Here is a 9,261-nt window from a genome sequence, read left to right on the forward strand (position 1 = left end):
GGTTCACGAAGACGATCCGGTTAAAGCGGATTATTTCCTTCTTTCTCATTGTACGATATCCAATGGGTGAATAGCTTCTCGGTAAGCGTATTCCTTCAACCATCTCCATAAGTCATTTACGCAGTAGTCTTGACCACCTGCGAAGGCCCATTTGCCAGACTCCTTTATTTTTTCGAAGCCAAGAGCTTCGTGTGACCTATACCCAAAACTCCAATGCCATGAACCATCCGATCTGAATTGAACACGGATGTGCACTTTGGGTATCGGAGTGATGGATATCGCGAACCGCTCTTTTAGGCGGAGGATTGTCCTTTTTCTAGAGTTCATATCAAAACAAAGATTGTTGTCGTTCATCAGCCAATTGCGGCTTTGAGGATGTACGCAGCCGTCCCACTTCCGGAATGCGATACGTTCCCTTCTTAACCCGCTCCAGCAGTCCAGATTTGTTCATTGTCCGCAACAGGTTGCCGCAATGCTTTGCCCCGTTGCAATAGTATGTGTTGACACCGGGCACCGATTGGCATTGCTCTACGGTGATGGATCCGTTCTTCCGGATGTAGTCAACGATCAGACGTTGTTTATGGGTTAGTTTCATGAATTTCCTTTTTTAATATAATTCTTACCTTTATATCGGTTGGAGGATGGTTTCACTTAATAAGGAGTGAGTATGAAGAGATTTATACGAATCATCCGAACAATCAACAGCTTAACTATGTTCGCAAGAACCGTTTGGTATTTGATTGGCCTATTTTTATAGGTTTTCGGCCAGCTCTTCAGGGCTGGGCGTGAGAAGGTCTCACGTCCTCCAACCTTTTTCATGCCTTTACCTCCAGTTCCTTTCCACTGAGCGCGAAATACAGATTCTGTAGCTGGTGTACGTACTGAACATCTATTTCGATCAGATCACGGCCTAGTCTGCCGGTATGAAGCCAAACGAAATTATGATTACCTTGTGGGACAACCGTAATATTGTCTTTTTTTGGGTTGTCCAAGGTTTCTGCTGGGATGCGAAACCCTAGCCTTAATAGCCATTCGGACGTCAAATGGATTGGATTAACTTGATCGATACGGGTCATTGTTTGGATACAACCATCTGACAAACCGACTCGAAAGTCATCCCAAAAAATATCCCTGACGCCCCAAATCTTTCCAGTACCGTCCCGATTCCATCCCGGAAAGTAAACAAGGTTTTTAATCCGTAATTCCGTTATTTCCATATGTCTCGTAATAAAATTTAACCTCAATTTTCGTCTCCTGGATCAGGCCGTACCGCTTTGCAATCTTGTATTGGGTACTATCACGGTTCAGGCTGGTGATGAAGCCGGCAATTGTCGCCCGGAACGATTCCAATGGAAGGCTGTTCTTTAGTATATTGCACGATGCACACGCTGGCACCATGTTTTCGAAGCAATCCGCTTCCGGATTGACCAGGTACTTTTCTCTTAATGGCTTGTAGGTGTATTTGTCTAGCACATACGCTTTCGATTCATCCCGGACAAACCGCTCCGACCGGCGGATAGGGATAAGGTGGTCCGCATGCCACCGCTGGCCAAGCTGGCAACCGCAATAAGCGCAGCGGCCGCCATACTTCATGCGGATCTCTTCGCGTTGGAGTTTGGTGAGTTTCATATAATTTTGTATATTATAAGGAGGGCGATGTTGCTCTTACTTAATAATAAACCCATGAATATCATTCTTTTTAGGTCGATTATCTCAAATGGCAATGTGATCGAATTAGAGGAAATTTCACAGCACCAATACGGCGATGTGATCGATCGGTCAGGGCCGGACAAATCTGGGGTAACTTGGTTCATTGGAGAGGTGGACCTGTCAGTAACTCCTCGTTCCGATGTGCCAAAGTCTATCCAAGAACAATTCGATAATTTCATTTATTAGAGATTTGTTGGTCTAACGGTGTCATCTAGCACTAGCTTGAATTAATATAGTGCTACATGACACCGGTTGTTGTTCAATACCTTTAATTCAGATTATCAAAATCGATCCTGATACCGGTTTCCTCGTCGATTTCCGCCACCAGTTGGCCAGTGACTTCACAATAGCCCATGCCGTTTTCCTGACAGTGGTGTTCGGCGGCTTCGAATGACTCCGCTTGTATATACGGGCCCGCCCATTTTTTCATAACTCCGGATGCCGGATCCAAAGCAAGTATCTCAGTTGTGAATGTTTTCATTATTAACGTCTCCATTTGTTTCGGTGTGTACGATGCTTACCCCGGTGCTCCTTATTGGGAAAAGGTCGTTCAGAGCGGATGATTTTGGCGTCCATTTCCGTGATTTCAATATCTTTCAAGCTAAAAGGTTGCGTTAGCTTAGCTAAGTGGCCCTCAAACTCTTCAACTGTGATGTTCAATTTTGCGACGCGGTTAAACTTGTCGACAATCGCTTGGATAAGCGCGAGGTCGTGTCCGCTTCCTACAATGATAACAGTATCATTCATCGCTTTATCGTCCGTTTAATGGTGTCAACTCCATTGATTAAAAAAACAGTGTCATCTACGACCCATGCCTCATCAAAATGGGCAAAGGAAGAAAGCTTTTCCCGTGGCTTGCCAGGTTTACGTTTACTAATGACACTATATGTAGACAGTGCTACGCCGATGGCCGAAAGCAGCATCCATATCGCAAAAGGGTTTCGTTTAAATGTTCTCATTCTCCATTAATAATTTTGTCGGATTTAAACTTTGCGTCGAATTGGCCGTGACACGTATCGAGCTGCCTAATGAAAGCCGCTCGCGCCATTTCAGGAAAGTCAAAATCTTGCGACACCCCCGTTTCATTCATGGTGTTAATCACTCCGTCACGGTATTCAAGCATATCGTCGCATAACTCATTCATTAGCTTCCAGTATTCGGCCCGAAATTTTGTTATATCTCGTGGGGTTGGCTTGCGTAGCTTCATCCGTCCACCCTCCCCAACAACAGACACCTACTTCGGTCAAGGACGCGGGATTGGGCGTCCCGCCATTCCGCATGAGCCTTATCGTAGGCTTTCCAATCGGTATTTTTACCAAAATTGCTAACCGTCCGCTCATAAGTGGTGGGTTTAGGCTCGGGATAAGGATTATCAAAATACCATCCCTCTGCCAAAATAGACGATTCGAGGGCGGTGTTTACTAATGTAGTTTCATCAAAGTCATCCCTATATACGTAATTACGCCACCCTCTATATTCCGCACCATCAGTACAAGTAACGGAGACAGAATCAACTATATCAGACACATCGATTTCCCCCACCTCACAAATCATCCCTACTATTTGCCAGTTGCCCTTAGGAAGGCAATAGTACGCACCTAAATTACATAGCAACGCAGTGTCACCCATGTTATCTGGGCCGTGCAACCTGATGTCTGTTGCCCCCTCCGGCAATTCGACCACATGCCCGCGGCCTTGTAGTATAGTGACTGATTTCATGGTCGTCATTTGTTGCTTGCTAGGATCATCATAATTATCATGTCCCGGACGTAATGAATTGCTAGACACACAACGATACCGACAAGAACACCAACGAGAAAAGGGAGTGAAGACGGCTTGTACTTAAATGCTCTGTTGGTTGTCATAGCGCTTCAAACTCCTTTTTAGCCGCATCCAGCTTTGCGGTGATGATTGCGATCGACGACGCTTTCAGTGCTTCGAAGTCGACGTGTTCTTTTTCAAGGTCAAAAGCCAAACCTTTGCCGTTTACAGCTACTTTTATTTCGCCTTTCAACTCGGTGGCTTTTTCGATCACGGCCAATTGGTTTTCCAAATCGACGATGAGATCTTCCAGCTCAACGCCGTGAATTAGTTGTTCTTTTGTCATGTGTTTACAAAATCTTTGGTGTACAATGCATAATCGATACCCTGGTGCATACCGATATGGTTAACGAAGTCCACGAGTATTGCATCGATCACCCGTTGCTCGATAGCGTCTGCAGGGACGACATCATTCATGTGGGCATTTGGTTTTATAGACGCCTCGCATCCTTTTCGGTAGGATGCAGCTCTTTCGGTTAGGTATTCGAGTAGTTGTGCCTTAGTCATTGTCCTAGTAATTTAGGGTTTGACCTTACTTCGTGATAAAGCGTATTCCCACTCGGTGTAACAGCGTAAGGCAGAAACACCTCTGCCATATCAGCCAGGTTAGCTTCTACAATTGCCATTTGTGCTTCGATCCAGTCCTTTACAATGCGCCACGATACTCGCACGGCTTGCTCTTTCGTGCACAAATGTCGGGGCACCCCCTTGGCCTTTTCCATAGCTTTTAGCACACCGGAATAATTGGCCGGTAGGGCATAGGCAACCATTCGATCATTAATGGGGAGTAGGAACGTGATTAACGTCGGTATTCCATCGTCGTCATAGTCCGACACGATCTTTTTTGCCCCGTGGCTTACGAGGCATTTCGTTATCTCACCTATGGTTTTGGTGCTGTCAATTTTTGTTGTGTAGTTAAGTATTGCCATTATCGTTTATTCCTCCATAGATTTTTTATCCCCCAAATTGCTAGGACAATAAGCCCCAACACCAGGTGCACGGTTTCAATGCTAATCGCTCTCATGTCAGCATGAAGGTTAAGATGATTGCGGACCAAAATGCCACGGATCCAGCGAGAAATAGGTATATATCAGCACCTCGGGGCGCGGAAAATACTTCCTTTGCATCGGAGTCGATGTATGTCTCGACTGGATCATCCGCGAGCTTGATGTATGTGCGCTCCTGTGGATGCTTATCACGCGTTATTGTTCCCCACGGTATCCAATTGCCGCGGCTGGATACCTCGCTAACTAGCTGCCAGTCACCGGCAGCGTAGACGCATGGATCCTCACCGTGGGGATTGATGACGTTGATGCCTTTGGTGACATCTCTAATGAACAATAGGCCGTCACGGCAGATGTCGAAGTCTGTGTATCCAAATCCGTTGAATACGAGCAGGGGATGAGATTGAGTAGGTATCATAATTTAGTATTTTAAGTTGGTAGTCCAATGTATGAGCTTGTACTTTGCCGACTTATTGAACCAGGTGAAGAAGTGTTCAATTGATTCAAAGCCGTCGTTTTGGGCGAAAACTTCCATTTCTTTCATTCCATACATCTCTTCGTCATCGCTGAAACCGTTGTCGAGGTAAAATGGAACGCAATCTTCGTAATCAGGCCTATTACCGATGTGAACAGACCTGCCATCGCTATCGTGGATTATTTGAACGTACTGAACACTCACGCATAGAATCACCGGCGCGAAGCGGAAGTAATTCTTCGTTTGGTTGTTGATAGCGAAGTGGATCAAATTGCCGGCTTGCCATCTGTTGAATGGATCCTCTCGCATTGTGTGGAGTTTGGGTGCAACTGAATCTACAGGCATATCCCAATGGTTGCCAAACCGTAGCAGGTGATCGGTTGTACAAGCAACATAATCTTTGAACTCAACCACATTAAACAAATGCTCCCATATCTTGTGAGGGAAGTACGTCGGCTGGCCAGCCCATTCTCCCATGTGCTTAGGCCATTTTTGCATGAATCCAAGGTTCATTTCATTGGGTGGTTACGTTCAACATTCCGTTCTTTCATTTCCCAATCGTAGTCCAGAAGATAGTTGTGACTATTTCCAACCAGATTGTATTGGTCCTTGCTGATATTGACTTTGACGAACGACCTCAAAACCGGCCTATCGCTAACAGCGCATGCGTGTACAACGTATTGATCCAGCCGGTAAATCTTGAAGGGTTCAGTTTCATACACCGAAAGGTCATTGGCGGCATTGAAGTATTTAAGCGCCTCTGCGTCGTCGTTGGGAGGGTCAGGTCGGCCATCCGTCCACACAGTTGGCAGCGTATTGCACCATATGTAACTAATGTCGTCTGACCCAAACCCGTCTGAATGCCATCCGAGGCGGTTCAGGTTCGTTCCGGGGGCAACGAACATGTGTTTTGCGGTCAGGTAGATGTAATTTTCACAGAGGCCATACAGCTTGCCGCTGTGCCGGTAAAAATCCAGCTTGACAGCATCTATTATTGGTTCGAATATCGCTAACCTCGCGGGGATGCGGAATTCCAAACTTCCGGCCATCTTGATCGGTAAGTACTGGTAGTACATCATCTCCTCAACCTCGATAGGGTAGTGTCCCTTAAGTTGTATAGGGGGCTGGTTGTATTTCTTCATCTTTCAATAATTCAAAAATGTGCATGCCTAGATCCATCCCGACGTGGATGTCTGCCCGGCCGATAAAGCGGAGCCGCTCGGGTGATTCTTTGATTTCCTGACCTGTTTTGTAGAGCCTGAAATGCCGATCAACTTCCGGAGCGTCCGTATCGACTATAGCCCAAATAGCTACGAAACCGTCCTGATTTTCGCCCATAATGACTTTAGCTGCGTAGGGCATTTTAATCGTCGATTCTTCCTTCATTGGAAGGATGTATTTGTAGATAGCTCTCATTTTGTCTCCTTTTTCAAAGCGTCCATATTATCCTCGATGTAATCCTTCAGCGCGCCGCTGCACTTGTTTTCGTCGTACAGCCAGATGAGGTATTTTGCAGGCACATCGATAAGCCGTTTGCCTTTGTGGATGCCGAATGGCATGAGTGATGCGTCTGTCATCATGGTTAATCGCAATATGATCTGTTACAGTGAGGGCATCCCGTGACTAATTGCGTTGAAGCCTTTTCAACAGAAATACCCGTTTTATATCTACCGTGATCTTTCTCGGAATAGATTTGCTGTTTGCATTTCCAGCATATTCCATTAGAAGGGGCGAAGGCAGGACACTTGTTTTCCTGCTGGTAATTTTTCTGAGCTTTAATAGCCTCGTCAACGTTGAATGTGTTCATATCCCAATAGTTTTTTGAATGCTCTTTTAACTGGTTGGAATTCGCGTTTAGCGTGGTTGGTGTCCATGGTAAGCAGCAAGCCGACGCATCGGATTAGTATGCTGGTGCTTATGAGAACAGCCCCCACAACGAATATAGGGTAGTAGGCGACTACTGCAGACCAAAGCAATATTTTACGTCCTCTTGTCATCCCCTTGATATGCTTTGTTCACTTGATACGTAACTGTAATTTCGATACTTAGGAAGACTATCTCGAAGTCCCATGGTGATAGCTTCGGGGGTCACCCCGAGCCGTTTTGAGAGAGATGTGATGCTTTCGTGAACCTCGCCAGTTTCGTTGTTTTTTACGGCCTTGGAATGCGCCGATCTGAATCGGTTCGTCGCGCGGACAATCATTATGTTATCGGCTCTGCAATTGGTCGGGTCACCATCCTTAAATTGCACCATTCCGTGCTGCTTACCTAGAAAGTGGTTCGCGACAAGTGTTGATATGGTAAAGGTCTTTAAAACACCGCTCTTCGATAAGTTGACCTTCATTCTCACACATCCTTGAATATTCACGGACCGAGTGAGTTTCATCATTTTCGATTTGTTCAAATTCTTGACTCGTCCCTGGTTGGAAATCGAATACATCCCCTCATACCCTTTAATCTCCTTCCAAATTTCTGTCTGAATCATCGGGTACCTCCTTTCAGAAGCTCGGGATTGTCCCAAACATTACCAACTACTTTCACTTGATGAGCTTCAATGGATTCTCCGAACCAATGCGAGAAAGCCCATCCGTCCCGGTCTACTACATACGATGCGAATCGTTCAGACCAGCTTATTGCCATGTGCTTTTCGGTTGGGGTGAATACTATGTCCCCCTCAAAAATCCTATACCCATCCTTGTCGGTTAGCCCGGTGAATTGGCCGAGGGTTTCTCTTTGAATGCGCCACGTATCTATGCCGTTGCTAATAAACCAAGTATCGTCGTAGCCCTTGTGAGGCAACCCCTCCACCCACTCCCCATTTTCAGTCCTCTTACCACGGAAAAGTATCTCCCTCTTCATCGAATCCTCCTTTCCCGTTCGCGGAGCATGGCTTCGGCGACCACATACGCCCATTGGGCAGCGCGATCTTCCGTGAGTTTATTATTTGGGTTGGCAAGCATTCCCTGCATGGCTTGACCAGCGAAGTGGTCACGTAACGTGATGCCCATCTGTGGCCTCATCCTTCCGTTAGGATCGACCATCGGGTACACGAACGGGTTGTCTGTTATCATAATAATGGCCCTCTCTTTATATGTTCAAAAATTTCTTACTCACCTCGATCACCTTCTGGCATTGCTTCAGGTCAAGCCATCCGATACGAAAATCCTTTTGCGTGATCCCTAATTTTTTCGCCATCCATCGGTATGCTTGCGCTTTCGGCATATGGCCATTCTTCCAGATCGTGTCGAAATAGTAGGTGATATACCAGCGGGCTTCCCTTAATGCGTGGTTTGCGACACGGCCATAGGCTACCGTTGTGCCTTTGAATACCCCAACCCATGCGAAACAGGGTTCGCACGCCCAGACCGGGCTACTGTATTTTCCTGCAAAATATCGCTGTTCGTTAGTAAGCTTGGTTTTGCCTCCGCAATAGGGGCAGATCAACCCTTTGTTGATAAGCTTAATGTTAGGCGTTATAGTTAAAGTTTCCATGTTTAAAATCGGGCCTTCCACCCGTTTGCAGTCTTTCCCGTTGTCCTACGCAAACCACAACATCCGAATCTAATCAATACGGTTGATCGTCATCATCTTCGTAATCTAATTCTGTAGGCTGTTCCGCAACCTTCAACTGCAGCTGCTTTTCGGTAAACTGGCGGATATCCCAGCTGTCAATCGGCTTATTGTTCAGCTTTTCAGCTACGAACCGGGCAACCTCTTCCGTCACTGGGTTGATGGCGTATATGGCCGCGTGGTTGAAGAACCTACTGAACGGTGGATTGCTGGCTGTTTCCGGCACGTCCACACGAAGCATGTTGGTCCCTGCAATGTTTTGTTCAGTGCAAAGCCCGGCAATTTTGGAATGGCCGAAAAGTTCAACGATGCACCATAATTCGAATTTGTCTTGCTGTGTATTCATAAAAGTGTTTTGTACGGTCAAAAAACCGGGGGAGTATTGGGAAACCCCCGGCGCAATGCGCGCGCATCACTGCGGACGTATTGCATAAACTAACCTAAACTATGGATTCTTTGCGGTGAATATCCGCGTGTAACATATTCATTTCCAATACTTTTAGTTGCCTTACTCATTGCCGCCCGGCTAAGGGTTGTTGCTGCGATACCCGAACGACAAAAGCAAATGTCTGTAATAGTTTTGAAAAATCAAAGTATTAAATATACTTATAAATTTAAATCATCATAAATATCTTAAAATCAATTAAATAATATTGTATTTCAAACTAAAATAGAATCCAA

The 9,261-nt window shown here is 45.8% G+C and carries 22 protein-coding genes; 1 reads left to right on the forward strand and 21 read right to left on the reverse strand.

The window, feature by feature from the left end; translation table 11 throughout:
• Nucleotides 1-328: 328 nt before the first annotated feature.
• The 3 genes from BMZ56_RS03630 to BMZ56_RS03640 all read right to left on the reverse strand — a co-directional run bounded on the left by BMZ56_RS03630 (nt 329) and on the right by BMZ56_RS03640 (nt 1,629).
• Nucleotides 329-595: a type IV toxin-antitoxin system AbiEi family antitoxin domain-containing protein gene (locus BMZ56_RS03630; RefSeq protein WP_090624290.1), complete on the reverse strand. Its 267-nt coding sequence runs from the start codon at nt 593-595 to the stop codon at nt 329-331.
• A 220-nt stretch (nt 596-815) separates the two neighbouring features.
• Nucleotides 816-1,217, reverse strand: coding sequence for a hypothetical protein (locus tag BMZ56_RS03635; RefSeq protein ID WP_090624292.1), 402 nt, complete (start codon nt 1,215-1,217; stop codon nt 816-818).
• Nucleotides 1,192-1,629 (reverse strand): HNH endonuclease, encoded by a 438-nt coding sequence (locus BMZ56_RS03640; RefSeq protein ID WP_090624294.1) that lies wholly within the window; start codon nt 1,627-1,629, stop codon nt 1,192-1,194. The genes BMZ56_RS03635 and BMZ56_RS03640 overlap by 26 nt, the downstream gene beginning before the upstream one ends.
• A 54-nt stretch (nt 1,630-1,683) precedes the next feature.
• Between BMZ56_RS03640 and BMZ56_RS03645 the strand changes: the two genes are divergently transcribed.
• Nucleotides 1,684-1,896, forward strand: coding sequence for a hypothetical protein (locus tag BMZ56_RS03645; protein ID WP_143072837.1), 213 nt, complete (start codon nt 1,684-1,686; stop codon nt 1,894-1,896).
• Nucleotides 1,897-1,978: 82 nt separating this feature from the next.
• Here BMZ56_RS03645 and BMZ56_RS03650 read toward each other — a convergent pair whose 3' ends face one another.
• The 18 genes from BMZ56_RS03650 to BMZ56_RS03735 form a co-directional block, all read right to left on the reverse strand.
• The gene (locus BMZ56_RS03650; RefSeq protein ID WP_090624298.1) at nt 1,979-2,191 is read right to left on the reverse strand and encodes a hypothetical protein; all 213 of its coding nucleotides are present in this window, start codon (nt 2,189-2,191) and stop codon (nt 1,979-1,981) included.
• A 2-nt stretch (nt 2,192-2,193) separates the two neighbouring features.
• Entirely contained in the window at nt 2,194-2,457 is a 264-nt protein-coding gene (locus BMZ56_RS03655; RefSeq protein ID WP_090624300.1) for a hypothetical protein, read from the reverse strand.
• On the reverse strand, nt 2,454-2,669 hold the full coding sequence (locus tag BMZ56_RS03660) for a hypothetical protein (RefSeq protein ID WP_143072838.1): 216 nt from the start codon (nt 2,667-2,669) through the stop codon (nt 2,454-2,456). Before BMZ56_RS03660 ends, BMZ56_RS03655 begins: the two co-directional genes overlap by 4 nt.
• A complete protein-coding gene (locus tag BMZ56_RS03665) occupies nt 2,666-2,854 on the reverse strand; it encodes a hypothetical protein (protein WP_143072839.1) in 189 nt (62 codons plus the stop codon). The genes BMZ56_RS03660 and BMZ56_RS03665 overlap by 4 nt, the downstream gene beginning before the upstream one ends.
• A 59-nt stretch (nt 2,855-2,913) precedes the next feature.
• Nucleotides 2,914-3,429, reverse strand: a complete 516-nt coding sequence (locus BMZ56_RS03670; RefSeq protein WP_143072840.1) for a hypothetical protein — start codon at nt 3,427-3,429, stop codon at nt 2,914-2,916.
• 142 nt (nt 3,430-3,571) lie between these two features.
• Entirely contained in the window at nt 3,572-3,817 is a 246-nt protein-coding gene (locus BMZ56_RS03675) for a hypothetical protein (RefSeq protein WP_090624308.1), read from the reverse strand.
• Nucleotides 3,814-4,038 carry a hypothetical protein gene (locus tag BMZ56_RS03680; RefSeq protein WP_090624309.1) on the reverse strand — a complete coding sequence of 75 codons (225 nt, stop codon included), beginning with the start codon at nt 4,036-4,038 and terminating at the stop codon, nt 3,814-3,816. The genes BMZ56_RS03675 and BMZ56_RS03680 overlap by 4 nt, the downstream gene beginning before the upstream one ends.
• Nucleotides 4,035-4,460: a hypothetical protein gene (locus tag BMZ56_RS03685; protein WP_090624312.1), complete on the reverse strand. Its 426-nt coding sequence runs from the start codon at nt 4,458-4,460 to the stop codon at nt 4,035-4,037. The genes BMZ56_RS03680 and BMZ56_RS03685 overlap by 4 nt, the downstream gene beginning before the upstream one ends.
• A gap of 91 nt (nt 4,461-4,551) precedes the next feature.
• Entirely contained in the window at nt 4,552-4,953 is a 402-nt protein-coding gene (locus BMZ56_RS03690; RefSeq protein WP_090624314.1) for a hypothetical protein, read from the reverse strand.
• Nucleotides 4,954-4,956: 3 nt separating this feature from the next.
• A complete protein-coding gene (locus BMZ56_RS03695; protein WP_090624315.1) occupies nt 4,957-5,523 on the reverse strand; it encodes a hypothetical protein in 567 nt (188 codons plus the stop codon).
• Nucleotides 5,520-6,152, reverse strand: a complete 633-nt coding sequence (locus BMZ56_RS03700) for a hypothetical protein (protein ID WP_090624317.1) — start codon at nt 6,150-6,152, stop codon at nt 5,520-5,522. Before BMZ56_RS03700 ends, BMZ56_RS03695 begins: the two co-directional genes overlap by 4 nt.
• Entirely contained in the window at nt 6,118-6,426 is a 309-nt protein-coding gene (locus tag BMZ56_RS03705; RefSeq protein ID WP_090624319.1) for a DUF7352 domain-containing protein, read from the reverse strand. Before BMZ56_RS03705 ends, BMZ56_RS03700 begins: the two co-directional genes overlap by 35 nt.
• A complete protein-coding gene (locus BMZ56_RS03710; protein ID WP_090624321.1) occupies nt 6,423-6,590 on the reverse strand; it encodes a putative quorum-sensing-regulated virulence factor in 168 nt (55 codons plus the stop codon). Before BMZ56_RS03710 ends, BMZ56_RS03705 begins: the two co-directional genes overlap by 4 nt.
• A 413-nt stretch (nt 6,591-7,003) precedes the next feature.
• A complete protein-coding gene (locus BMZ56_RS26115; protein ID WP_090624323.1) occupies nt 7,004-7,495 on the reverse strand; it encodes an NUMOD4 domain-containing protein in 492 nt (163 codons plus the stop codon).
• Nucleotides 7,492-7,869 (reverse strand): YopX family protein, encoded by a 378-nt coding sequence (locus tag BMZ56_RS03720; protein WP_090624325.1) that lies wholly within the window; start codon nt 7,867-7,869, stop codon nt 7,492-7,494. Before BMZ56_RS03720 ends, BMZ56_RS26115 begins: the two co-directional genes overlap by 4 nt.
• Nucleotides 7,866-8,081: a hypothetical protein gene (locus BMZ56_RS03725; RefSeq protein ID WP_090624327.1), complete on the reverse strand. Its 216-nt coding sequence runs from the start codon at nt 8,079-8,081 to the stop codon at nt 7,866-7,868. Before BMZ56_RS03725 ends, BMZ56_RS03720 begins: the two co-directional genes overlap by 4 nt.
• Nucleotides 8,082-8,097: 16 nt before the next feature.
• Nucleotides 8,098-8,502, reverse strand: a complete 405-nt coding sequence (locus BMZ56_RS03730; protein ID WP_143072842.1) for a zinc-finger-containing protein — start codon at nt 8,500-8,502, stop codon at nt 8,098-8,100.
• Between the two features lie 73 nt (nt 8,503-8,575).
• Complete coding sequence (locus tag BMZ56_RS03735) at nt 8,576-8,926, reverse strand: hypothetical protein (protein WP_090624332.1); 351 nt, start codon at nt 8,924-8,926, stop codon at nt 8,576-8,578.
• Nucleotides 8,927-9,261: the final 335 nt, after the last annotated feature.

The organism is Parapedobacter indicus, from assembly GCF_900113765.1.
GTDB classification, from domain to species: Bacteria; Bacteroidota; Bacteroidia; order Sphingobacteriales; family Sphingobacteriaceae; genus Parapedobacter; species Parapedobacter indicus.

What these genes read in the sequence shown, in the direction of transcription:
- BMZ56_RS03690 (WP_090624314.1), bottom strand. Translation starts at nt 4,953, where the DNA reads ATGATACCTACTCAATCTCATCCCCTGCTCGTATTCAACGGATTTGGA.
- BMZ56_RS03630 (WP_090624290.1), bottom strand. Translation starts at nt 595, where the DNA reads ATGAAACTAACCCATAAACAACGTCTGATCGTTGACTACATCCGGAAG.
- BMZ56_RS03650 (WP_090624298.1), bottom strand. Translation starts at nt 2,191, where the DNA reads ATGAAAACATTCACAACTGAGATACTTGCTTTGGATCCGGCATCCGGA.
- BMZ56_RS03655 (WP_090624300.1), bottom strand. Translation starts at nt 2,457, where the DNA reads ATGAATGATACTGTTATCATTGTAGGAAGCGGACACGACCTCGCGCTT.
- BMZ56_RS03720 (WP_090624325.1), bottom strand. Translation starts at nt 7,869, where the DNA reads ATGAAGAGGGAGATACTTTTCCGTGGTAAGAGGACTGAAAATGGGGAG.
- BMZ56_RS03710 (WP_090624321.1), bottom strand. Translation starts at nt 6,590, where the DNA reads ATGATGACAGACGCATCACTCATGCCATTCGGCATCCACAAAGGCAAA.
- BMZ56_RS03700 (WP_090624317.1), bottom strand. Translation starts at nt 6,152, where the DNA reads ATGAAGAAATACAACCAGCCCCCTATACAACTTAAGGGACACTACCCT.
- BMZ56_RS03645 (WP_143072837.1), top strand. Translation starts at nt 1,684, where the DNA reads ATGAATATCATTCTTTTTAGGTCGATTATCTCAAATGGCAATGTGATC.
- BMZ56_RS03730 (WP_143072842.1), bottom strand. Translation starts at nt 8,502, where the DNA reads ATGGAAACTTTAACTATAACGCCTAACATTAAGCTTATCAACAAAGGG.
- BMZ56_RS03680 (WP_090624309.1), bottom strand. Translation starts at nt 4,038, where the DNA reads ATGACTAAGGCACAACTACTCGAATACCTAACCGAAAGAGCTGCATCC.
- BMZ56_RS03640 (WP_090624294.1), bottom strand. Translation starts at nt 1,629, where the DNA reads ATGAAACTCACCAAACTCCAACGCGAAGAGATCCGCATGAAGTATGGC.
- BMZ56_RS03670 (WP_143072840.1), bottom strand. Translation starts at nt 3,429, where the DNA reads ATGAAATCAGTCACTATACTACAAGGCCGCGGGCATGTGGTCGAATTG.
- BMZ56_RS03675 (WP_090624308.1), bottom strand. Translation starts at nt 3,817, where the DNA reads ATGACAAAAGAACAACTAATTCACGGCGTTGAGCTGGAAGATCTCATC.
- BMZ56_RS03685 (WP_090624312.1), bottom strand. Translation starts at nt 4,460, where the DNA reads ATGGCAATACTTAACTACACAACAAAAATTGACAGCACCAAAACCATA.
- BMZ56_RS03705 (WP_090624319.1), bottom strand. Translation starts at nt 6,426, where the DNA reads ATGAGAGCTATCTACAAATACATCCTTCCAATGAAGGAAGAATCGACG.
- BMZ56_RS03725 (WP_090624327.1), bottom strand. Translation starts at nt 8,081, where the DNA reads ATGATAACAGACAACCCGTTCGTGTACCCGATGGTCGATCCTAACGGA.
- BMZ56_RS03635 (WP_090624292.1), bottom strand. Translation starts at nt 1,217, where the DNA reads ATGGAAATAACGGAATTACGGATTAAAAACCTTGTTTACTTTCCGGGA.
- BMZ56_RS03695 (WP_090624315.1), bottom strand. Translation starts at nt 5,523, where the DNA reads ATGAACCTTGGATTCATGCAAAAATGGCCTAAGCACATGGGAGAATGG.
- BMZ56_RS03660 (WP_143072838.1), bottom strand. Translation starts at nt 2,669, where the DNA reads ATGAGAACATTTAAACGAAACCCTTTTGCGATATGGATGCTGCTTTCG.
- BMZ56_RS03735 (WP_090624332.1), bottom strand. Translation starts at nt 8,926, where the DNA reads ATGAATACACAGCAAGACAAATTCGAATTATGGTGCATCGTTGAACTT.
- BMZ56_RS26115 (WP_090624323.1), bottom strand. Translation starts at nt 7,495, where the DNA reads ATGATTCAGACAGAAATTTGGAAGGAGATTAAAGGGTATGAGGGGATG.
- BMZ56_RS03665 (WP_143072839.1), bottom strand. Translation starts at nt 2,854, where the DNA reads ATGAATGAGTTATGCGACGATATGCTTGAATACCGTGACGGAGTGATT.